The 24656-nt window shown below is 60.4% G+C and carries 7 protein-coding genes; all 7 read left to right on the top strand.

Translation table 11 applies throughout. The annotated features are described in order from the left end of the window. Nucleotides 1-493 precede the first annotated feature (493 nt). The 7 genes from speA (at nt 494) to speB (ending at nt 24652) form a co-directional block, all read left to right on the top strand. On the top strand, nt 494-2473 hold the full coding sequence (speA, locus tag SB719_RS06260) for a biosynthetic arginine decarboxylase (protein WP_075050711.1): 1980 nt from the start codon (nt 494-496) through the stop codon (nt 2471-2473). A gap of 665 nt (nt 2474-3138) precedes the next feature. Continuing rightward, nucleotides 3139-3828, top strand: a complete 690-nt coding sequence (locus SB719_RS06255) for an EAL domain-containing protein (protein ID WP_412159043.1) — start codon at nt 3139-3141, stop codon at nt 3826-3828. 304 nt (nt 3829-4132) lie between these two features. After that, on the top strand, nt 4133-18667 hold the full coding sequence (locus SB719_RS06250) for an Ig-like domain-containing protein (RefSeq protein WP_412159042.1): 14535 nt from the start codon (nt 4133-4135) through the stop codon (nt 18665-18667). Nucleotides 18668-18738: 71 nt separating this feature from the next. Continuing rightward, on the top strand, nt 18739-20190 hold the full coding sequence (locus SB719_RS06245) for a TolC family outer membrane protein (RefSeq protein ID WP_304235163.1): 1452 nt from the start codon (nt 18739-18741) through the stop codon (nt 20188-20190). Further along, a complete protein-coding gene (locus tag SB719_RS06240; protein WP_304235165.1) occupies nt 20187-22367 on the top strand; it encodes a type I secretion system permease/ATPase in 2181 nt (726 codons plus the stop codon). The genes SB719_RS06245 and SB719_RS06240 overlap by 4 nt, the downstream gene beginning before the upstream one ends. Before the next feature lie 23 nt (nt 22368-22390). Then, on the top strand, nt 22391-23587 hold the full coding sequence (locus SB719_RS06235) for an HlyD family type I secretion periplasmic adaptor subunit (protein WP_412159094.1): 1197 nt from the start codon (nt 22391-22393) through the stop codon (nt 23585-23587). Nucleotides 23588-23731: 144 nt separating this feature from the next. Next, on the top strand, nt 23732-24652 hold the full coding sequence (speB, locus tag SB719_RS06230; RefSeq protein WP_065648243.1) for an agmatinase: 921 nt from the start codon (nt 23732-23734) through the stop codon (nt 24650-24652). Nucleotides 24653-24656: the final 4 nt, after the last annotated feature.

The following is a 24656-nucleotide window of genomic DNA, read 5'->3' as shown; positions in this document are numbered from 1 at the left end:
CTGGCGGTATAAAACGCCGCTATTGTTGCCAGAACGCCGTCAGGCGTTGCACGATCAGATGCCGTGTCTGATTTTTTTCCGCTCCGTTTCCGCATGCTGCCCGCAGGCGCTGGAGGTGAGTAAAGTAATGAACCGTCCCGATCTGCTCTCTGGTTCACAGCGCATATTGTGCGCGCTGGCCTCTCTTTCTGCTGTTCACTCTTCCTGTTCTTTCTGTCGATGTTTGCCGTCGTGCAGTCACCCTTGCGACACGCATAGCCACTAAACTGCGGCTGATATCAGACGCCGGCACACGTGCACGGTTTACCCTTGCAGCCATACCAAATCCGCACGGATTTTTACTGACTGCAGCACGATGTTTTACACTTACTGGCAGTAACACCCAGGGCAACCTGATGAGGCGGGACACGCAGGATGAATAAGTTTTTAGCCGCAAACGCACCAGCAGTACCTGATAACTCTCTATTATTTCAACAGAAAACTGAGGTTCGCGATGTCTGACGACATGAAGAATATCAAGGGTTCGTCAGCTGGCGAACAGGGTGTCCTCCGCTCCATGCAGGAGGTGGCGATGAGCGATCAGGAAGCGAGCCGTATGCTGCGCACCTATAACATCGCCTGGTGGGGCAACAACTATTACGACGTAAACGAGCTGGGTCATATCAGCGTTTGCCCGGATCCCGATCGGCCCGAGGTGCGCGTTGACCTGGCAAAGCTGGTCAAAGAGCGCGAAGCAGACGGTCAGCGTCTGCCGGCACTGTTCTGCTTTCCGCAGATCCTGCAGCATCGCCTGCGCTCCATCAACGCGGCGTTTAAGCGCGCGCGTGAATCCTATGGCTATAAAGGCGACTACTTCCTGGTTTATCCGATCAAGGTCAACCAGCATAAGCGCGTGATTGAGTCACTGGTTAACTCCGGCGAACCCCTGGGCCTTGAGGCGGGTTCAAAAGCAGAGCTGATGGCGGTACTGGCACACGCGGGCAAAACGCGTACTGTCATCGTCTGTAATGGCTATAAAGATCGTGAATATATCCGACTGGCACTGATCGGTGAAAAGCTGGGCCATAAAGTCTACCTGGTGCTGGAAAAAATGACCGAGGTGCGTCTGGTACTGGAAGAGGCAGAGCGTCTGAACGTGGTGCCGCGTCTCGGTATCCGTGCGCGCCTGGCCTCGCAGGGCTCCGGTAAGTGGCAGTCCAGCGGCGGTGAGAAATCGAAGTTTGGTCTGGCAGCGTCTCAGGTGCTGCAGCTGGTTGATATCATGCGCAAAGCGGGACGCCTCGACAGCCTGCAGCTGCTGCACTTTCATCTTGGCTCGCAGATGGCGAATATCCGCGATATTGCCACTGGCGTGCGTGAGTCAGCCCGCTTCTATGTTGAACTGGCTAAGCTTGGCGTCAACATCAAATGTTTCGATGTGGGCGGCGGCCTGGGAGTGGACTACGAAGGAACCCGCTCTCAGTCTGATTGCTCGGTGAACTATGGGCTGAATGAATATGCCAATAATGTCATCTGGGCTATCGGCGACGCCTGTGAAGAACATGGTCTTGAACATCCTACGGTGATCACCGAGTCAGGACGAGCCGTAACGGCTCACCACACCGTGCTGGTCTCTAACATTATTGGCGTAGAGCGTAATGAATTCAGCACGCCGGTCGCGCCTGATACGGATGCACCGCGTCCGATTCAGAGCCTGTGGGACACCTGGCAGGAGATGCATGAGCCCAACGTGCGCCGCTCGCTGCGTGAATGGCTGCACGACAGCCAGATGGATCTGTTTGATATCCATACCGGCTACTCATCAGGCACCTACGATCTGGGGCAGCGCGCCTGGGCCGAACAGCTTTATCTGAGCATTTGTCACTACATCCAGCAGCATCTGGATCCGAGCAATCGTGCGCATCGCCCGATTATCGATGAGCTGCAGGAGCGTATGGCAGATAAAATCTACGTTAACTTCTCGCTGTTTCAGTCGATGCCGGATGCCTGGGGTATCGATCAGCTTTTCCCGGTAATGCCGCTGGAAGGCCTGAATAAGATGCCACAGCGCCGCGCTGTGCTGCTGGACATTACCTGTGACTCCGACGGGACAATCGATCATTACGTTGACGGTGACGGGATCGCCACTACCATGCCGATGCCTGAATATGATGTGGATAATCCGCCGATGCTGGGCTTCTTTATGGTCGGCGCCTATCAGGAGATCCTCGGCAACATGCATAATCTGTTTGGTGACACTGAAGCGGTGGATGTATTTGCTTTTGAGGATGGCAGCGTTGAAGTGCAGTTATCAGACGAAGGGGATACGGTGGCTGACATGCTTGAGTATGTGCAGCTCAACCCGAACGATCTCATGACCCTGTTCCGCGATCAGGTGAAGCAGCAGCAGGATATAGATGAAGATCTGCGATCGCAGTTCCTTGCCGAGTTTGAAAGTGGTCTGTATGGCTATACCTATCTTGAAGATGAATAATCGATAATTGATAATCGATAGCGGGCCCTGCGGGGCCCTTTTTTTTAACGTGAATTTTTTCTGATTTGTGACGTAATACGCTATTTACACAATTACTGCTTTTTATTTCCTGCCATTGTCTCTGCTTTATCAGTTTGGCTTAAAAATCAATATCCTCTGTCAGCAGTGCTCCCTGTGCTCATCCCTCTCCTGATTTAATGACAACTTTTTTAATGTTTCGCTTATTTTTATCTCAGCATTTATTTATGATTTTTATGAATGTTATCTTTTTTACGCACGGTTTTATCTGGCGTATTTATTGGAGCGCGCTTTCTGAAAGTAACACTGTTATTGCTCAGGCGCGCCATGGCTCACGCTACGTTTCCAGCACAAATTTAGCTTAAAATCAGCAATGTAGTCTGTTTTACGGCGCAGATGCTCAGGTTCAGCAGGATACGTGTCTTTATTTTTATGCCATTTATAGAAACTTACCGGAGCGGTTGTCTGAAAATGATTGGTTTTGACTATTGTTTCAGGGCCATTTTTAGCTGAAAAAAATTTTTCAAAATGTAAATTGCAGGCTAGTCTTCAGTTGCTATAGTAAGTTTTGTCGATATTTTATTTTGAATTACATCAGCAGGTCTGATCTTTCAGGCTTCGTCCGCAGCGTCTTCAGGAAGGGTGCCATGACCGAGCGTTTTAATCCGGTTTTCTTGCTGGAACCTGTTTACAGCCTGACTGGCGAGATTATTTCATGGGAGCTGCTGACACGTTTTAAAGCAAAAGAAGCGATAACTACACAATACGATCCCGACAGAGAAGAGCGTTTTTTCTCTCTGCTTTCTGCCGATGAAAAATGGCAGCTATTCCTTCACCAGGTCGAAAATATTATTCAGCTTAGTCAGCAGGGGTTTAACCAGGTTATCAGCGTAAACGTAGATAGAGATATTGTTGCCGGCATATTTGCAGACAAAGTCATTCAGGAAAAACTGGCGTCTGTTGCATTATTGCGGCTGGAAATTTCTGCATTTTTCACTTCGCGTTTTAGCAGCGAAGATCTGCTAACCCTGAAAGGCGTAGCAAAAATTACGCCGGCTCCTCTCTGGCTTGACAACTTTGGTCCGGGTTATTCAAGCCTGACCATGCTTGACAGCGGAATATTTGAGATCGTCAAGATTGATAAAGCGTTTTTCTGGCAATTCAGCGAAGACCGCACCTTTGACATTCTGCTTAATCACCTTAATCAATTATGCCGCGGCGTTATTGTTGAGGGTGTGGAAAATCAACACTATGTTGACCTGCTTGCGCGTAAGCCTGTTTATGGCATGCAGGGCTATCACTGGCCGAGTGTTTATCTTGATGATTTATTTGCGTAATTCAGCACACAGCTTTGCGATTATGGTCTGCGCAGAAAGTGATCTTTGGTGAAATGATAAGAGAACCTGCTTCGCTTATTACCCCGCCTGAATAACGCTTCTGTATCCCGCATAACGCCTGATGTCCTTTCTGAATCCGCAATTAAACCTGTTCAGCGCTGTGCTTATTCGCTTACTGAAATAAGAACGGCCGATGAAGAATGTGAGTAATTCCCTGAATTACTCGCGATAGCAAGCGGTATCTGATGATACCGGGCGTGCTATTCACGCTCATAAACTTATATCTGCGCGGGATCCCGATAACATGAACAATATCTCTATCACGCCTAAAGGCGGGACAATTGCTAATGAAGTGAGCGGTAATCAGATTACGCTGAACGCACCCAGTGTGGTTAAACTTAATCTGAATCAGGCTGACATTAAGGCTTTCACACGCAATGGCAATGATTTAGTAGTGACTACTAAATCGGGTGAAACACTTGTTATTCATGATTTTTACAGCGCCAATGGCGACAGCGATCTGGTCCTTCAGGACGATCGCGGTGCGCTATGGTGGGTTGAGGATCCCGGCACAGAGGGTTTTCAGTATGTGTCAATCGACAGCACAGAAGGCCTGCTGGCAGAAAACGTAACGGATAACGGCACGATTGCGGCCTTCGGTATCGGCGGGGCGGCTCTGGCAGGTATCGGGGCGCTGTTTGCGACAGGCGGTGGCGGCGGTGGTGGTGGCGGCGGTGATACGGATAATCCCGGCGGCGGCACCAATCCCGGTAACGGGGGCAACAATCCCGGTGGCGATCCTGGCAATGGCGGAACCGATCCCGGCAATGGCGATACCACAGCTCCTGCTCCGGCTGGCGATATCGTCGTCAGCGATAATGTCGGCAGCAGCCAGGGTCCATTACTCAACGGGCAAACCACCGATGATAATACGCCAACCCTGACCGGCACGGCAGAAGCGGGTGCCACTGTCAGGGTGTATGACGGGTCTGTTCTGCTTGGCAGCGTCACAGCAGGAGCCGACGGGCGCTGGAGCTTTACCACACCAGCACTGAATAACGGCAGCCACACGCTGAGCGTGACGGTCACCGATGCGGCCGGCAATGTCAGTCCCGCCACCAGCGGGTTCGTGATTAATGTAGCGGCAGGCATTGCACCGACCAGCAGCACCCTGGAGATTACTGACGACAGCAGCCCTGCGCTGCGTACGCTTCCTGACGGTGCCAGCACGCGTGATACCACGCCGACCCTGAGCGGGCTGGCTGGCGCCAATGAGCTGGTGACGCTCTATAACGGTACTACCGTGCTTGGCAGCACGCTGGCCGATGCGAGCGGGCAGTGGAGTTTTACGCCGGCAGCCCTGCCGGATGGCAGCTACGCCTTCCGTGCCGTTGCCACTGATGCCGCCGGGAATACCGCTTCCTCCGTCACGCTCATCATTACTATTGATACGGTGCTGCCGGCCGCCGCGGCCGATCTGCTGCTCAGCAGCGACAGCAGCGGCACTATTACCCCTATTGCCACTAACGGCGCTACCCGTGATACCACGCCGGTATTCAGCGGCAGCGCCGAACCAGGCAGCGTCATCACCGTACGCGACGGCACAACGGTACTGGGGAGCGCGATTGCAGACAGTGACGGGCGCTGGAGTTTTACCACCCCGGCGCTGAGTGAAGGAAACCATACGCTTACCACCACCGTGACAGACGCCGCAGGCAATACCGGACCCGCCTCCGCGCCTCTGCAGCTGACAGTTGATATCACGGCTCCGGAGGCGATAACCGATCTGCAGGTCTTTGACGACGCAGGCGACAGCCAGGTTGAGCTGGCGCAAAACGCCACCACCGATGACAATACGCCCGTGCTGAGCGGCAGCGGAGAGCCGGGTGCCTCGGTCAGCATTTATGACGGTAACGTGCTGCTCGGGGTTGCGCTGGTCGATGTTAACGGCAGCTGGCAGTTTACCACGCCTGCGCTCAGCAACGGCGCACACACCCTCACCGTTACCAGCACTGACGCGGCCGGTAATACGGGGCCGGCGAGTGCGCCTTTTGCGCTCAATGTTCAGGCGGATTTGCCGCCTGCGACGACACCGCTGGAGGCGACAGGCACCGGTGATAATACACTGCAGCCGCTGACCGATGGTGCGACCACGCGCAGTGATGAGATAACGCTGAGCGGCGTCAGCACACCGGGCAACCTGATTACGCTCTTTGACGGGACAACGGAAATCGGCAGTGTCGTAGCCGACAGCAACGGCCAGTGGTCGTTTGCCCTGCGCAGTCTGTTCCAGGGCCTGCACAGTTTCTACCTGCGCACCACCGATGCCGCAGGCAACTTTACACAAAGCGCGCCGCTGAATATCACCGTTGATAGCGTGGCGCCGGCGGCGGCTGACGATCTGACCTTAACCGGCAGCAACGGCAGCAGCGTGGTCAGCATTACGCCGGACAGCACCGTTAACGACGCCCGGCTGGTGCTGAGCGGCACGGCGGAGCCGGGGGCGCTGGTGACAATTCGTGATGGCGACACCGTGCTGGGCAGCGTAACCACCAACAGCGACGGCAGCTGGCGCTTTACCACGCCGCCGCTGAGCGAGGGCGGCCACAGCCTGACCTCCACCGTGACCGATCTGGCTGGCAACAGCAGCCCCGCCTCTGCGCCACTGAATTTTACCGTAGATACCGTCGCGCCAGCGGCAGTCAGCGATCTGCAGGTTACTGATAATGCGGGCAGTAATACCGGTCCGCTGACCTCAGGCCAGTTCACCGATGACAATACGCCAACGCTGAGCGGAACGGCTGAAGCGGGCAGCGTGGTGCGCGTTTATGACGGCGACGTGCTGCTTGGCAGCGCCGCCACTGATAGCGACGGCAACTGGAGCCTGACGCTGCCGGCGCTGAGCAATGGACAGCATAATCTCACCACCACCGTCACCGATGCCGCAGGAAATGTCAGTCCGGCGTCACCGGCGTTTACGCTGGCGGTTGATGCCGGCAGCGTGCCGGCAACCAGTTCGCTGGAGATAACGGATGACAGGGGCAGCACGCTGGTTACGCTGGCAGATAACGACAGCACTGGCGATAACACCCCGGTGCTGAGCGGCGTCGCCACCGCCGGTGATGTGGTCAGACTTTATAACGGCACCACGCTGCTGGGCAGCGTGGTCGCTGACGGAGACGGCCAGTGGCGCTTTACGCCTGACGCGTTAGCCGACGGCACCTATGCATTCCGTGCCGTGGCAACCAGCACGACGGGGGCAGAGACCTCCTCGCCGGTCATTAATATCACCATCGATACCACCGTGCCTGCCGCGCCGTCCGGCGTCCAGCTCGGCAATGAGAACGGCGATCCGGTTGCGCCTGGCAGCAGCACAAATCTCACTACGCCGACGCTGAGCGGCACCGCGGAGCCTGGCTCCACGGTGACTGTCCGCGACGGGGATACGGTACTGGGTACCACGACCACGGATGCCGACGGCAACTGGAGCTATACCACGCCGCCGCTCAGCGATGGCGATCACGCGCTGACCAGCACCGTCACCAATGCGGCCGGTAATACCGGCCTCGCCTCTGCTCCGGTGGCGGTCACAGTCGATACGCAGCCACCTGCCGCTACCAGCGGTCTGCAGCTGAACAACCAGGACGGTAACGCCCTGCCGGCGGGCGGCGCCACGAATGAAACCAGCCCGACCCTCAGCGGCAGCGCCGAGCCGGGCAGCATCGTTACCGTTTCAGATAATGGCGACGTGCTGGGCAGTGCCGTGGCAGACAGCGACGGCAACTGGAGCTTTACGCCACCGCAGCCGCTGGATGAAGGCCCGCACAGTCTCACCACCACCGTGACCGATGCGGCGGGCAACACCGGGCCGGTCAGTGCACCGGTTAATATGGTTGTCGATACCACTGCACCAGCGAGCGCCGGCGAATTGCTGCTGAGCAACGGGCAAAGCGGCAACGAAATTACCGGCATCACCAACAGCACCACGCCGGTACTCAGCGGAAGCGCAGAGCCGGGCAGTACCGTCACCGTCTCTGATGGCGATAACGTGCTGGGCAGCACCACCGCCGGCAGCGACGGCAGCTGGAGCTTTACGTCACCGGTACTGCAGCCGGGTGAGCATAGCCTGACCACGGTCGTTACCGATCCGGCTGGTAATAGCGGAGAAGCCTCCACGCCAGTGGTGTTTACCATCGATACGACTGCCCCGGCGGCGCCCGCTGCGCTGCAGGCGGCTAACGATGAAGGTAATACGCCGGTTCCGGTCAGCAATGGCGTGACGAATGACGCCACCCCGCGGCTGAGCGGCAGCGGCGTGGCCCCCGGTAGCGTAGTGACGGTTTCTGATGGTGATGAGGTACTGGGCTCCGTTACCGTGGGAGAAGGGGGAACCTGGAGTTTTGTGCCAGACGAACCGCTTTCTGACGGCGATCACAGCCTGACGGCCGTCACCACCTCACCGGCGGGGAACAGCAGTGCGCCTTCCGCACCGCTGGTGCTGACTGTCGATACCGCACCGCCTGCTGCGGCAAACGGCCTGCAGCTGAATAACGATCAAAACGGTAACGCCATTAATGCGGGTGGCGTAACTAACGATACGTCACCGGCGCTGAGCGGCAGCGCTGAACCCGGCAGCACGGTCCGCGTCTATGATAACGGCACGCTGCTGGGCAGCGTCAGCGCAGGCAGCGACGGAGCGTGGCGCTTTACGCCGGAAACGCCGCTGGCAGCCGGGCCACACAGCCTCACTACCACGGTCACGGATGCAGCGGGTAACAGCGGCGATGACTCTGCGCCGCTTAACTTTACGATTGAAACCACGCCGCCGGCAGCAGCGGATGAACTGGTGCTGAGCAATGACAGCAACGGCACGCTGGTGGCGGTCACCAGCGGTGCCACCAGCGATACCACGCCGGTGCTGAGCGGCACGGCGGCTGCGGGCAGCACGGTAACGGTACGGGATGGCACCACGGTGCTGGGCAGCGTGGTCGCGGAGGACGGCGGCACGTGGCGCTTTACGCCTGAGTCGCCGCTCAGTGAAGGTCAGCACAGCCTGACGGCTACGGTAACCAGCCCGGCGGGCAATGTCAGCGAACCTTCACCGGCGCTGGTGTTTACCGTCGATACCATTCCGCCTGCGGCTGCAGGCGGGCTGCAGCTCAGTAACAACGACGGAGAAACGCCGCTGCCGGTGAATAACGGCGTGACCAACACGACGTCGCCGGTGCTGAGCGGCAGCGCCGAACCGGGTGCGCTGATCACCGTTTCCGATGGCGACACGGTACTGGGCAGCGTGACCGCCGATACACAAGGCAACTGGAGTTTCACACCGGAGGCGGCACTGTCTGAGGGCGATTACAGCCTGACCACCACCGTCACCGATCCGGCGGGTAACGTCAGCGCACCGTCGGCACCGCTGAATTTTACCATCGATACCACGCCACCCGCCGCTGCGGGCGATCTGCAGGTCAGCAACGAGGCGGGCGGCGTGGCGCGCCCTGTCGACGAGGCAGGTGCGACGAATACCACCACGCCGGTGCTGAGCGGCACGGCGGAAGCGGGCAGCCTTGTAACCGTGTATAACAACGGCGAGGTGCTGGGCAGCGTGACCGCAGGCGATGACGGCAACTGGCGCTTCACGCCGGATGCGCCGCTGGCTGAGGGCAATTACAGCCTGACCACGCGGGTGACTGACACCGCCGGCAACACCGGCGCGGCGTCGCCTGCCTATAGCTTCACTATCGATACCACCCCCCCTGGTGCAGTGGTCAATCTGGCAGCGACAGATGACAATAATGCACCGCTTACCGGCGTAACCAATGACGCCACGCCGGTGCTGAGCGGCAGCGCGGAGCCGGGCAGCCTGGTAACGCTTTATGACGGAACAACCGCTATCGGCTCTGTGCGGGCGGACGCGAACGGGGCCTGGCGCCTGACCGACACCGCCCTGACCGACGGTGAGCATACTTTGCGTGCGACCGCGACCGATGCCGCAGGTAACGTCAGTGCCACCGGCAACTCGGTGACCCTGACGGTGGATACCAGCGTGCCGGCTGCACCTGTCTTCGCTGTTACCACCGGGGAAGGCGCGCCGGTCGCCAGCAACGGTTATACCAGCGACAGTACGCCGCAGCTCAGCGGCACCGCCGCCGCCGGCAGTCTGATCACGGTTTATAACGGTGATACGGCCATCGGCAGCGTAGTCGCCGATGGCGATGGCGGCTGGCAGTTTACGCCCGCTGCGCTGGATGACGGCAGCTATGCGCTAAGCATCACGGAGACCACCGCAGCAGGCAACGTCAGTCCGGCATCGGCGATAACCACAATCAATGTGGATACGCAGGCACCGGAAGCAGCGCAGAACGTGCTGGTTAACAACAATGAAGGCAGTACGCTGGTGCCGATCAACAGCGGTGACGTGACCAACGACGCGACGCCGCAGCTGATCGGTTCAGCCGAGCCGGGCAGCGTGGTGCTGATCTATGACGGCGCTACGCAAATCGGTTCGGTTACCGTGAACAGCAGCGGCAGCTGGCAGTTTACAGCTGGCGTGCTGACGCAGGGTGAGCACAACCTGAGCACCGTTGTCAGCGACGCCGCCGGGAATACCAGCCCCGCTTCACCCACGATAACCTTTACCGTGGATACGGTCGCACCGGGCGCGGCCACTGCGACCACGCTGGTGAACAACAATGGCGCCACGCCGCAGGTGATCGCGCCCGGTTCCACCACCGGTGACAACACGCCTGAGTTCTCTGGTCGCGCAGAGCCTGGCAGCACCATCGTTGTATCTGATGGCAATCTGATCCTCGGTACCACCACGACCGATGCGCAGGGCAACTGGAGCTTCTCGCCGATCCTCAGCGACGGCCCGCACAGCCTGAGCGTGACGGTCACCGATGCCGCCGGTAACAGCAGCGCGCCGGGTGCGCCGATCGCCTTTACCGTGGACACCACGGCGCCTTCCGCCGTTACGCAGCTGACGCTGAGTAATGATAACGGCACTGCACCGGTAGCCGTTCCCAATGGCGGTCTGACTAATGACGGCACGCCGCTGTTCAGCGGTCGCGGGGATGCGGGCAGCATTATTACCCTTACCGATCAGAACGGTACGCTGCTGGGTTCCGCCACGGTAAACGGACAGGGAAGCTGGAGCTTTACGCCTGCCACCGCGCTGGCGGACGGCAGCTACACCTTTACCGCCACGGCATCCGATACGCTTGGCAACGTCAGCGCACCGGTGACTTTCAGTGCGATCGTTGATACCACGCCGCCGGCGGTGGCAGCGAACATCGCGCTGACGAACAACGACGGCACCACGCCGGTGGCGATCGCCACCGGCAGCATCACTACGGATAATACGCCGTTCCTCAGCGGCACCGCAGAGCCGGGCAGCGTGGTAACGATTCTGGACGGAAACGACATTGTTGGCAGCGTGACCACCGGCAGTAACGGACAGTGGAGCTATCAGCTGCCGCAGCTGGACGATGGCAGCTACAGCCTCACCACCACGGTGACCGATACGGCCGGTAACACCGGTCCGGCTTCTGATCCTGTCGCCTTTACCGTGGACGCCACGCTGCCGGATGCCACATCGCTGGTGGTCAGTAACGACAACGGTACGACACCGCAGCCTCTGACAAACGGCGCGCTGACCACGGACAATACGCCACTGCTGAGCGGCACCGCGGAACCCGACAGCCTGATTACGCTGTATGACGGCGGAGTGGTGATTGGCTCCGTGACGGCGGACGGCGACGGCAACTGGAGCTTCAGCTCACCGGTACTGACCGACGGCCAGCACACGCTGAGCGCCACGGTCACCGATGAAGTGGGCAACGTCAGCGCACCGTCCGGTGCGCTGACCATCAATATTGATGCCACTGCGCCGCAGCCGGCAGGCGATCTGCTGCTGCAGAATGATATACAAGCGACGCCGGTAACCATCAATAGCAACAGCGTAACTCCTGACGCGACGCCGCTCATCAGCGGTACCGCAGAGGCAGGGGCGACCATCATTGTGTATGACGGTGCGCAGGAGGTTGGCAGAACCACCGCTAATCCTCAGGGGGCCTGGAGCCTCAACACCACTGCGCTGGCAGAAGGGGCGCACACTCTGACGGTGACCGCCACCGATGTAGCGGGCAACGTCAGCGAGGTGGCGTCGACGGTCAGCTTTACGGTCGATACCAGTACGCCAGCCGCGGTGCTGAGCTTTGATATCTACAACAACGCCAGCAACACGCCGGTGCTGGTCGCGAACAACGGCTTCGCCAGTGACAGCACGCCGGTGCTGCGCGGGACCGGCGTCGCCGGCACGGTGGTTAATATCATTCAGGATGGCGATATTGTCGGCAGCACCACCGTGGGTGAGAACGGCGTCTGGCGTTATGAATCCGCGGCGCTGGACGATGCAACCTACGCTTTCAGCGTCTCAGTCAGCAACGCGGCGGGCACCACTGGACCGGTTACCGGGCCGGTCAGCATCACTATTGATACGGCGGTGCCGGACGCTATCCCGGATCTGCTTGTCACCGACAGCGTCGGCGGCGCTGAAGGTCCGCTGACGTCAGGCGCGATCACTGATGATAATCTCCCGGTCTTCAGCGGCACGGCGGAAGCGGGCAGCACGGTAACGGTTTATGACGACAACGTGCTGCTGGGAACGGCCACCGCTGGCGAAAACGGCAGCTGGAGCTTTACGCCAGACACTGCGCTCTCAAACCGCGTGCATAGCTTTACGTTCACCGTGACCGATGCGGCGGGTAACGTCAGCCCGGCTACTGACGCCTTCACGCTGACCGTTGAAGCCAATCTGCCACCGGTCAACAGTACGCTGCAGATCACCGATAACAGCGGCAGCACGCTGGTAACGGTAGCAGACGGGGCCGATATCCGTGACAACACGCCGGTCCTGCAGGGAACGGGCCCGGCAAATGGCACTGTAACCATTTCTGATAACGGTACAGTGCTGGCTACTCTGCCGATAGACGCGAACGGACAGTGGAGCTATACGCCAGATCCGGTACTGGATGAGGGCGCGCACGCGATTTCTGTCGTCAGCACGGATGAAACCGGCAATCCTGGCGATCCGTCAGAGGTGATTAATTTTATCGTCGATACCGTTGTGCCTGATGTCGTAACCGATCTCGCGGCGGCCAATAACAACGGCGCCACGCCGGTGCCGGTAGCCGATAACAGCGTGACTAACGACAGTACGCCGCAGCTCAGCGGCACGGCGGAAGCGGGCGGCCTGGTGACCATCTACGATGGCAATACGGTAATTGCTTCGGTCACTGCTGACGGTGACGGCGCATGGAGCACCACGCTGCCGCTGCTGAGCCAGGGCGCGCACGCGCTTAGCGTGACGGTGACCGATGCGGCGGGCAACGTCAGCGATCGCTCCGGCGCGCTGAACATCACGGTCGATACGGTAGCCCCTGCGGCCGGCACGGTGAACGTCACCGCGGGTGATTCGGATACGCCGCTCACCAGCGGGGCAACCATCAATGACAGTACGCCAGCGCTGAGCGGCACCACGGAGGCAAACGCCACGGTCAGCGTGTATGACGGCACCACGCTGCTCGGTACCGCTATCGCCAGCGGCGCGGGCGCCTGGAGCTTTACCCCTGCCACGCTGGGCGAGGGCAGCCACGCCCTGAGCGTGCGCGTCACCGATGTGGCCGGTAATACCGGTATCGCCTCTGCCGTCACCACGGTGGTGGTGGATACCGTGGCGCCTGCGGCTATCTCCGGCCTGACGGCGGTCAATAACAACGGCAGCACGCCGCTGACTATCGCGGCTGGCAGCACCACCAGCGACAACACGCCGCAGCTGAGCGGCACCGCTGAGGCAGGCAGCATCGTTACCGTGCGGGACGGCACCACCGTGCTCGGCTCGGTAACCGCCGGCACCAACGGCGCGTGGAGCTTTACCACCGCCGCGCTGGCGGATGGTCCGCACACGCTGAGCGTGAATGCCGCCGACGCGGCGGGCAACGTCAGCCCGGTGAGCGATATCAGCTTTACCGTGCTGACCGCAGCGGTCGCACCGGTTACGGGACTGACGGTAACGGATAACGCCGGCGCAATTCAGGGCGTGCTGACCAGCGGTACGCCGACGGACGACACCACGCCAACGCTCTCCGGCAGCGCAGCGGCAAACAGCGTGGTAGTGATCAGCGAAGGCACTACGGTGCTGGGATCGGTAGTGGCAAACGGCGACGGAGCCTGGAGCTTCACCCCTGCCGCGCTGAGCGAAGGCACGCATCCGCTCAGCGTCACGGTACGCGATGCGGCGGGCAGCAGCAGTACACCGGTGAACTTTACCGTAGTGGTGGATACCACTGCGCCAGCGACCTCAACGCTGGTGGTGACTAACGATGTGACCAGCGCAACCATACCGGCGGGTGGCTACAGCAGCGATGCGACGCCGACCTTAAGCGGCGTGGCGGAAGCGAACGCCGTTGTCACGGTACGCGACGGCAACGCGGTGCTGGGCTCGGTGACCGCTGATGCGGACGGACGCTGGAGCTATGCCAGCACTACGCTGAGTCAGGGGCTGCATACCCTGAGCGTCACCGCCACCGATGTGGCAGGCAACGTCAGCGGCGCGACCAGCACCACGCTGATTGTTGATAACGTGGCGCCGGTTGCCGTAAGCGGTCTGAACGCGGCCAACAACAACGGCAGCGCGCTGGTGGCGATTGCCGCCGGCGGTACCACCAGTGACGCCACGCCGCTGCTCAGGGGAACGGCAGAGGCGGGCAGCGTGGTGACGATCCGTGACGGCAATACCGTGCTCGGATCGGTAACGGCGGGCAGCGGCGGGGCGTGGAGTTTTGTCACGCCGGCGCTGGCAGAGGGGGCACACACCTTTAACGTTACGGCCAGCGATGCGGCCGGTAACGTCAGCCCGAATGCAACGCTGACGCTGACGGTTGATACTACTCCGCCAGCCGCAGTGAGCAACCTGGTGGTCACTGATGACGCCGCGCCAAATACCGGACCTCTGGTTAACGGTGCCGTAACCAACGACGCCACGCCGGTGCTGAGCGGCACGGCAGAGGCGGGGGGCATTGTCACCGTCTATGACGGCACCGCGGTACTGGGGTCCGTTGCTGCCGACGGCAGCGGCGCGTGGAGCTTTACTTCGCCCGCGCTGAATAACGGCCCGCATGCGCTGAGCGTGACGGTCCGTGATGCGGCGGGCAACGTCAGCCCGGCGTCGCCCACGGTCGCGATCACCGTGGATACCGTGGCACCGGCTGCGCCAACGCTGGTTGTGACCAACGACGTGGCGAACACCACGGTGGCGAACGGCGCGGCAAGCGGCGACAGCACGCCAACCCTGAGCGGCAGCGCCGAGGCCAATAGCCTGGTGATTATCCGCGACGGCACCACGCTACTCGGTTCCGTCACCGCCAGCGGTACCGGCAGCTGGAGCTTTACGCCAGCTACAGCGCTGAGTGAGGGATCGCATACCTTCAGCATCACTGCCACCGATGCAGCAGGCAACGTCAGCAGCAGCGTCAGCTCAACGGCGATCATTGATACCGTTGCGCCAGGTGCGGTTACCGGCCTGGCTGCCGCCAACAACAACGGCAGTACGGCGATCGCTATCCCCAACAACAGTGTAACCAGTGACAGCACGCCGCTGCTGACCGGCTCCGGCGAAGCGGGCGCACGCGTGACTATCCTTGACGGGAATGTTGCGCTGGGTACGGCAATTGTCAGCAGCAATGGCAGCTGGAGCTTTGTCAGCCCGGTGCTGAGTGAAGGCATCCACACCCTGAACGTAACCCAGACCGACGCCGCCGGGAACGTCAGTCCGCCAGCCAGCATTACGCTGACGGTGGATACGGTGGCACCGGCAGCCGTCAGCAACCTGACGATCACGGATGATGTGGCGCCGGTGACCGGACCGCTGGCAAATGGCGCGGTCACTAATGACGCCACACCAACGCTGAGCGGCACGGCAGAGGCGAACGCGGTTGTTACCGTGTATGACGGCAGTACGACGCTGGGCTCTGTGGTGGCAGGCAGCGACGGTGCATGGAGCTTTACGCCAGGCGCGCTGAGCAACGGCGTGCATTCGCTGAGCACCACGGTACGCGATGCGGCAGGCAACGTCAGCCCGGCGACGCCGGCGGTAGCGATTACCGTGGATACCGTGGCGCCTGCTGCGCCTTCGCTGGTGGTCACGAACGACATCAACAATACAACGGTGGCAAATGGCGGCGCGACGCGCGACAGCACCCCAACGCTGAGCGGTACGGCAGAGGCAAACAGTCTGGTGATTGTGCGCGATGGCACTACCGTGCTGGGTTCAGTGACTGCCAGCGGCAGCGGCAGCTGGAGCTTTACGCCAGGAACAGCGCTCTCCGAGGGATCGCATACCTTCAGCATCACCGCTACTGATGCCGCGGGGAATATCAGCAGCAGCATCAGCTCAACGGCGATTATCGACACCACGGTGCCGGTTGCCGTAACCGGACTGACGCTGGCTAATAACAATGGCAGCACGGCGATCGCGATCCCCAATAACGGCGTGACCAATGACACCACACCGCTGCTGAGTGGATCGGGCGAGGCGGGCGCACGCATCAGCGTTTACGACGGTACTACGCTGCTGGGAACCGCGACCGTCGGCGGCAGCGGCAGCTGGAGCTTTATCACACCTGCGCTGAGTAACGGCGCTCATACGCTGAACGTGACGCAGACCGACGCAGCGGGCAACGTCAGTCCGCAGGCTTCGGTCACGCTGCGGATTGACACCGTGGCACCGGTGGCCAGCACGCTTACCATCACCGATGATGCGGGCAGCACGCCGGTGACGCTGACCAGCGGCGCCTTTACGCGTGATACCACGCCGACGCTGAGCGGCACGGCAGAAGCGGGCACGCTGGTGACCATTTTTGACGGCACGACTGCGCTCGGTTCCGTCACGGCGGGCACCGGCGGCAGCTGGAGCTTTACCACTGCGGCGCTGAGCAACGGGGCGCATACCCTGAGCACCACGGTGACCGATCCGGCAGGTAACGTCAGCAGCAGTAATGTGGCGACGACGGTTACCGTGGATACGGTGCCGCCGGCGGCGGTATCCGGGCTGCTGATCAACAGCGCCGGTACCAGCGTCACCGGCAGCGGTGAGGTCGGCGCAACGGTGACGGTGCGTGATGCCAGCGGTGCCTCGCTCGGGACCACCACGGTGGGCACCGGCGGCAGCTGGTCAGTGGCGCTGAGCACTGCGCAGACCACCGGTGCTACGCTCTCGGTGACGCAGAGCGACAGGGCGGGCAACGTTTCGCCGTCGGCGTCGCTGCTGGAGGCCATTCGCGTTGTGGCGACCAGCGATGTTAACGAGGTCGATTACACTACCACCCAGGCCACCGTTAATAACGGCACCGTGAACTCTTCGCACACTGCACTGCTTACTCTGGGAGTCGGATCCATACTGGGTGCCAGCGTGCTCAATAACGGCAACGCCTATATCTTCAATGTGGGTCAGGACGATTTCCGCACGGTAACGCTCTACGGTTCCGTAAACAGCATCGGGGTGGCGGCTAACTACTCGCTGAACCTCTACACGCAGCTGAGTAACGGCTCCTGGCAGCTGGTGAGTTCGCAGAGCAACTACATCAGTTCTCTGCTCTCAATCGGAACGATTCGCGGCGGTAACGTGACCTACAGCAACCTGGGGACCGGCAACTACGCGGTAGTGGTCGGCGCGAACACCAACCTCAGCATACTGCCCACCACTATCGTGAGCACGGTGTCAGACTACACCACGCTGGCGGTGACCACGGCGGCCACCGTCACCGGTAATCTGCTGGCGAATGACACCAGTTCGATAGCCGGTACGGTACCGGCCGGCGTGGCGGTTACAACGGCGGGCGGCGCAACGGTTGCCGGCACGGGTAATACGGTGATCACCAGCAGCTACGGTACGCTGACCCTGGATGCGAGAGGTAACTACACCTATGCGCTGAAAGCGGGCCTGAATATCGATACGCTGCCAGCGACGGATACCTTTACCTATTCGGTAAGGGACGCCAGCGGCACAGTGACCTCCGCCACGCTAACGGTAACGCTGCATAACGGCCCGGCGGCCACGCTGTTTGCCGCTACCAGCCTGCTGGCGGAAAGCAGCAGCGCTGAGCATGACGCGAGCGGCAGCATCTGGGCCGATAGCGCCGGTACGCACAGCGGAACCTTAACCATCACTAATGCTCTGGGGGCAGAAACCACGGTAGGAGCGGCCGGCATGACGCAGGTGGCCGGTGAGTTCGGCGTGCTGCAGGTCAGCGCCAGCGGAAGCTACACCTATTCACTGAATGCGGATGTTAACGTACAGAACATTACGCATAAGGAGGTGTTCAGTTACACCCTGGCGGGCCGGGACGGCACCCTGACCAGTCACAGCTTTACCATTGAGCTGCACCCGACCATTAACGGCACCCGCGGTAACGATACGCTGACCAGCAGCGCCTACGATGACACCATCGCCGGTGGCACCGGCACGGATACGCTGGTTTACCATCTGCTGGATCGCGCTGACGCCACTGGCGGCAACGGTCACGACACCTGGACCGACTTTAACGTCGCCCAGGGAGACAAGGTTGATATCAGTGAACTGCTGATCGGCTGGAATGATTCCACAAGTAATATTAATGATTTCGTGAAAGTGGACCATACTTCTGATGGCAACACCGTACTCTCAATCGATCGTGACGGTAGCGGGACGGGCTACAGCACTACGCAGCTGATTACGCTGGAAGGCGTTAACGTGTCACTGGAGGAGCTGCTGCAGCAACCGCACCAAAACCACACGGCATAGTGGTGTGTGACGCAGGGAAGCATCACGGGCACAGGAGGTGCCCTTTCTCTATACTGACTGGTGGATAATCGATGGATCTGATGCAATCCGGCGCACCCTTTCGCCGTTCCTCTCTGCCCGCCGCAGTAAGCGCGGGCTTTCTCTTGTTTTACAGTGTGCATCTCAGTGCCGCCAGTGACACGCTGATGCGTGCAGGTTCTATTACCCAAAGCGAGCTGGTTCAGCAGCAGGAACTGCCATCGCTTGCCGGTGAAGTCGCCGGACCCGCGCTGGCCAGCGTGCCGGATACCCTGACAATTGAACAGGCGGTACAGCGCGCGGTGCAGTGGCATCCGGATATTGCGCAGGCGATCGGCACCATGCTGGAGCAGGCGAATCAGGTCGACGTGGCCAAAGCAAAATATTATCCGCAAATCAGCGGGGGCATGAATAACGGCTATAGCAACAGTTACAGCGGCAGCGGCTTCAGTCCGTCATTTGTGCTGTCGGTGTCGCAGATGCTCTATGACTTTGGCAAAGTCAGCAGCTCGGTGCGCTCTGCTGAAGCGGGCGTGGCGCAGGAGCAGGCCAACGTGCTGGTGAGCATCGACAGCGTGGCGCACGATACCGCAGCTGCCCTGGTTCAGGTGCAGGGCTATCAGCAGCTGGTAAAGATTGCCCGCGATCAGCTCAGCGCCCTGAGCCGGATTGGTGTCCTCGCACGGCAGCGTAATGAGGAGGGCGCCGCTTCGCTCTCCGACGCGACCCAGACCGATGCGCGTATTGAAGGCGCGCGCACCACCCTGACGCAGTATCAGGCGAGCCTTAACCGCTGGCGCGCAACCTTAGCTACCTATCTGGGCTGGCCGCTGGTAAAGCAGGTCAGCGACCAGTTTCCCGCGACGCTGACCCGCGGCTGCGCCAGTGGCAAAGCGGATGACAAAAGCAACCCGGCGGTGCTGGCCGCGTGGGCGCAGGCCAGTCAGGCGCAGGCCAAACTTGATAATGCCAGCGCACAGAACCTGCCGACCATCTCGCTGGAACCGCAGGTCACGCACTATCTCAACGATCACTACGCCGGCAATCAGTCGCTGGATCGCACGCAGTACTCTGCTTTTATCAAAGTAGAGATGCCGCTTTATCAGGGGGGCGGGATTACCGCTGCGCGCGACGCCGCCGCCAGCGCGCTGCAGGCGGCGAACGCTGCGGTCAATTCCGCGCGGCTGAAAGCGCGTCAGCAGCTGAGTGAGTCGCAGAATGAAGCGCTTAGCCTGTCGCAGAGTCTGGCGATCATGGGGCGTCAGCAGGCGCTGGGCGAGAAAACCCGCCAGCTTTATCAGGATCAGTATCTGCAGCTCGGCACGCGCCCGCTGCTGGACGTGCTGAATGCAGAACAGGAGGTGTGGCAGACCCGCTTTACGCTACAGCAGACCATCAGCCAGCTGCGATCGCTGCAGCTCGACTGCCTCTACAGCACCGGACAAATACGTTCAGCCTTTACGCTTAATCATCAGCGCATCCAGACCGTGGAGATCCAGCCATGACCCAATTACCGATCCCGGACGCGCCTGAGGGCCAGCCCGCCAGCGGCGGCGGCGAGCTGCCGCTTAACGGCTGGGCCACGGCAATCATTCAAATCGCCACCCACTACCGGCTGCCCTGTTCGCCGGGCATGATCATGGCGGCGGCAGAGTGGCAGGGCAAACAGACGCGCGATAAAGCGCTGCGCCATCTGGCGCGCCAGGCGGGCCTGTCGCTGCAGCTGTTTGCAGAGGAGAGCCATGAGATCACGCGCTGGCGCCTGCCGCTGGCGGTAGAGCTGAATGACGGCCAGGTCGGCGTGATCACAGCATTTGATGGCGATGACCGCGTACGGGTCCACTTTTCCGGCGATGAACAGCCGACGCCGGTGATGCTCACCGATCTGCTGCCCGCCCTCAGCGTGGTGGCGGCGCTGCGGCCGGTGGCGGCGGCGAAAGATAGCCGGGTCGATCGCTATCTGGCTACCGTGCGCCCGGACTGGCTGCGGCGGCTGGTGCTGCACGATCTGCGTCCCTATGGCTACGTGATGCTGGCGTCCTTTTTGATCAACCTGCTGGCGCTGGTCGGGATCGTCTTTTCGATGCAGGTGTATGATCGGGTGATCCCGGCGCAATCCTACCCCACGCTCTATGTGCTCTATGCTGGCGTGATCATCTCCGTGGTGTTTACCTATATTCTGCGCGTGGGCCGCGATCACGTCACCGATCTGCTGGGCAAGCGCGCCGATATGCGCGTCTCCGATCGGGTTTTTGGCCATGCGCTGCGGCTGCGCAACAGCGTGGTGCCTCGTTCTACCGGAACTTTTATCTCTCAGCTGCGTGAGCTGGAGGCGATCCGGGAAATGGTGACCTCGACAACCGTTACCGCGATCGTTGATATGCCATTTTTCCTGCTGTTTCTGCTGGTGATGGCCATTATTGCGCCGCAGCTGGCGTGGATCGCCCCGGTGGCGGTGCTGCTGATGGTGCTGCCGGGTCTGCTCAGCCAGAAAAAACTGGCGAAGCTGGCGCAGCAGGCGCTGAAAGAGTCCACGCTGCGTAATGCGGTGCTGGTGGAGAGCGTGCAGGGGCTGGAGGATATCAAGCTGATGCAGGCGGAAGATCGCTTTCTGCAGCAGTGGAATAGCTATATCCGTATCACCGCGCAGTCAGGGGTCGAGATGCGTAAAGTGATGCACTCGCTCATCAGCTGGGGCGTAACGGTGCAGGGCCTGGTTTATGCCAGCGTCATTGTGGTGGGCGCACCGATGGTGATCAACGGTGATATTACGACCGGGGCAATTGTGGCGGCGTCGCTGCTCTCCTCACGCATGATTGCGCCGATGGCGACGCTGTGCGGCGTGCTGGCGCGCTGGCAACAGGTCAGGGCAGCGAAAACCAGCCTTGACGGCCTGATGCACCTGCCGGTAGAGAACAGCAGCGATGAGACGCGTATCCACTGCCCGGTGCTGTTTGGCCATTATCAGTTTACCGACGCCATGTTTCGCTACTACAGCGACTCGCTGACCCTGGCGCTGCGCATTAAATCCCTGACTATTCAGCCAGGCGAGCGTATTGCGGTACTGGGCCGCAACGGCTCCGGTAAATCCACGCTGCTGCAGGCGATGGCGGGCGGCATGGATCTGGTCAGTGGTGAACTGCGGCTTGATAACCTTAGCCTGCCGCATATTGACGTGGCTGACGTGCGGCGCAATGTCGGGCTGCTGACGCAAAACGCGCGTCTGTTTCACGGTACGCTGCGCGAAAATCTGACCCTCGGCGCGGCGCACGCTACCGATGACGCCATATTCTCTGCGCTGACGGTGAGCGGCGGGGCGGAGTTTATTCGCCGTCTGCCGCTGGGGCTGGATCACCCGATCATGGAGGGGGGAACCGGTCTTTCCGGCGGGCAGCGGCAGTCGCTGCTGCTGGCGCGTATGCTGCTGCGCGATCCCAATATTGTGCTGCTGGATGAACCCACGGCCGCGCTCGACGACCACACTGAAAAAGAGTTTATTGAGCGCCTCGGCGCGTGGCTGAATGGCCGCACGCTGATCGTTGCGACGCATCGTGCCGCGATTCTGTCGCTGGTGGATCGGATACTGGTGCTGAAAGAGGGGCAGCTGGTCATGGACAGTCCGAAAGAGAAAGCGCTGCCGCCGGCGCGCAGCGGCGGAAATCTGCCGGAGGTGAACGCATGAAGCAGCTGCCGGCAAAACTGCGGCTGATAACGGCTGCTGAAACAGACGCGTCAGACGATCTGCTGGGCGAACTGAAGTCGGAGACCCACTACAGCGGTGCCGTGCGGCTGATTGTGATCAGCGCCGCGCTGATGCTGGTCGCGCTGATCTGGGCGTGGTTTGGCGTGCTGGATGAAGTCTCAACCGGGACCGGCAAGGTGATCCCCAGTTCGCGCGAACAGGTGCTGCAGTCGCTGGAGGGGGGGATTCTGACGGAGCTGTATGTGCATGAAGGCGATCAGGTGCAGGCGGGTGAGGTGGTGGCGCGCCTCGATCCTACCCGTTCGCAGTCAAGCGTAGGGGAGAGTGCGGCACGCTACCGTGCCGCACTGGCGGCGGCGTCGCGCCTGCGGGCAGAGGTCAACGATACCCGGCTGACCTTTCCGGACGAGCTCAGCGGCTGGCCCGATCTGATCGCGGCAGAAACCCGCCTCTATACGACTAAACGGGCACAGCTCAACGACGCCACAAAGCAGTTTAAGGCGTCGCTGGCGCTGGCTAACCGCGAGCTGGCGATTACGCAGCGGCTGGCAAAGAGCGGGGCAGCCAGTAACGTGGAGGTGCTGCGCCTGCAGCGTGAGAAATCCGATCTGGAACTGAAGCTGACCGATATGCGCTCACAATATTATGTCCAGGCGCGCGAGGAGCTGGCCAAAGCGAGCGCCGAGGCGGACAGCCTGGCGGAAGTGATTAAAGGGCGGGAAGATACGGTGACGCGCCTGACGATTCGTGCACCGATGCGCGGCATCGTTAAAAATATCAAAGTATCCACGGTTGGCGGCGTGGTGCCGCCTAATGGCGAACTGATGAACATTGTCCCGCTCAACGACAGGCTGCTGGTGGAGGCGCGCCTCTCGCCACGCGACATCGCTTTTATCCATCCGGGGCAGCGCGCGGTGGTGAAGATCTCCGCCTATGATTACGCCATTTATGGCGGTCTTAATGGCGTGGTGGAGAGCATCTCGCCGGACACCATTCAGGATGAGGTTAAACCAGAAATTTACTACTATCGGGTGTTTATCCGTACCGATAACGACTATGTGCAGAACAAAGCGGGCCGGCGCTTTTCTATCACGCCCGGTATGGTTTCCACGGTGGATATCAAAACCGGCGAGAAAACCGTGATGGATTATCTGGTCAAGCCGTTTAACAAAGCCGAAGAGGCGATGCGCGAACGCTAAGCGGATGAGGATTGCAGGGGAGAATATTCCCGGCGATAATCACGCCATCAATCCCTTCCCCGTCACGCCTGACGACGCGGAAGGGATTTTTTTATACCTGACCCGTAATCAGGCCGGTGAGGCCTGACGTAAAGAGGATGAATTATGTACAACACCCTGGGCAATCAGTATGACAACTCCCTGGTTTCCAACGCCTTTGGTTTCATGCGTTTTCCGCTCAACTTCCAGCCGTACGACAGCGACGCAGAGTGGGTGATCACCGGTGTGCCGTTTGACGCCGCTACGTCGGGCCGTCCGGGCAGCCGTCTGGGACCGGGAGCAATTCGTCAGATCTCAACTAACCTGGCGTGGGAAGGGTGCCGCTGGCCGTGGGACTTCGACCTGCGTCAGCGCCTGAAAGTCGTGGACTGTGGCGACCTGGTTTACGCGTTTGGTGACTCACAGGATCTCTCTGACAAACTGCAGGCGCATGCGGAAAAACTGCTGGCCAGCGGCAAGCGCATGCTGACCTTTGGCGGCGACCACTACATTACGCTGCCGCTGCTGCGCGCCCACGCGAAGCATTTCGGCAAAATGGCGCTGGTGCATTTCGATGCGCACACTGACACCTATTCCAACGGCCCGACCTTTGACCACGGCACCATGTTCTTCACCGCGCCACAAGAGGGGCTGATCGATCCGCAGCACTCGGTGCAGATCGGTATCCGTACTGAATTTGATAAGAGTCTGGGCTTTAACGTGCTGGATGCGGCACAGGTTAACGATCGCAGCGTGGATGATATTCTGGCGGAAGTGAAGCGCACCGTGGGCGACCTGCCGGTCTACCTGACCTTTGATATTGACTGCCTCGATCCGGCGCACGCGCCAGGCACCGGTACACCGGTAATTGGCGGGCTGAGCAGTGACAAAGCGACCAAACTGGTTCGCGGCCTGCAGGGGATGAATATCGTCGGTATGGATCTGGTGGAAGTGGCGCCAGGCTACGATCACGCCGATCTGACCTCGCTGGCGGCGGCCACGCTGGCGCTGGATATGCTGCACGTGCAGGCAGCGAACAAAGGCTGATAGT

The sequence above is a fragment of the Pantoea sp. SIMBA_079 genome, assembly GCF_046940275.1.
GTDB classification, from domain to species: domain Bacteria; phylum Pseudomonadota; class Gammaproteobacteria; order Enterobacterales; family Enterobacteriaceae; genus Pantoea; species Pantoea borealis.
The sequence above is the reverse complement of the archived record's forward strand: the minus strand, read 5'-3'. Positions and strand labels throughout refer to the sequence as shown.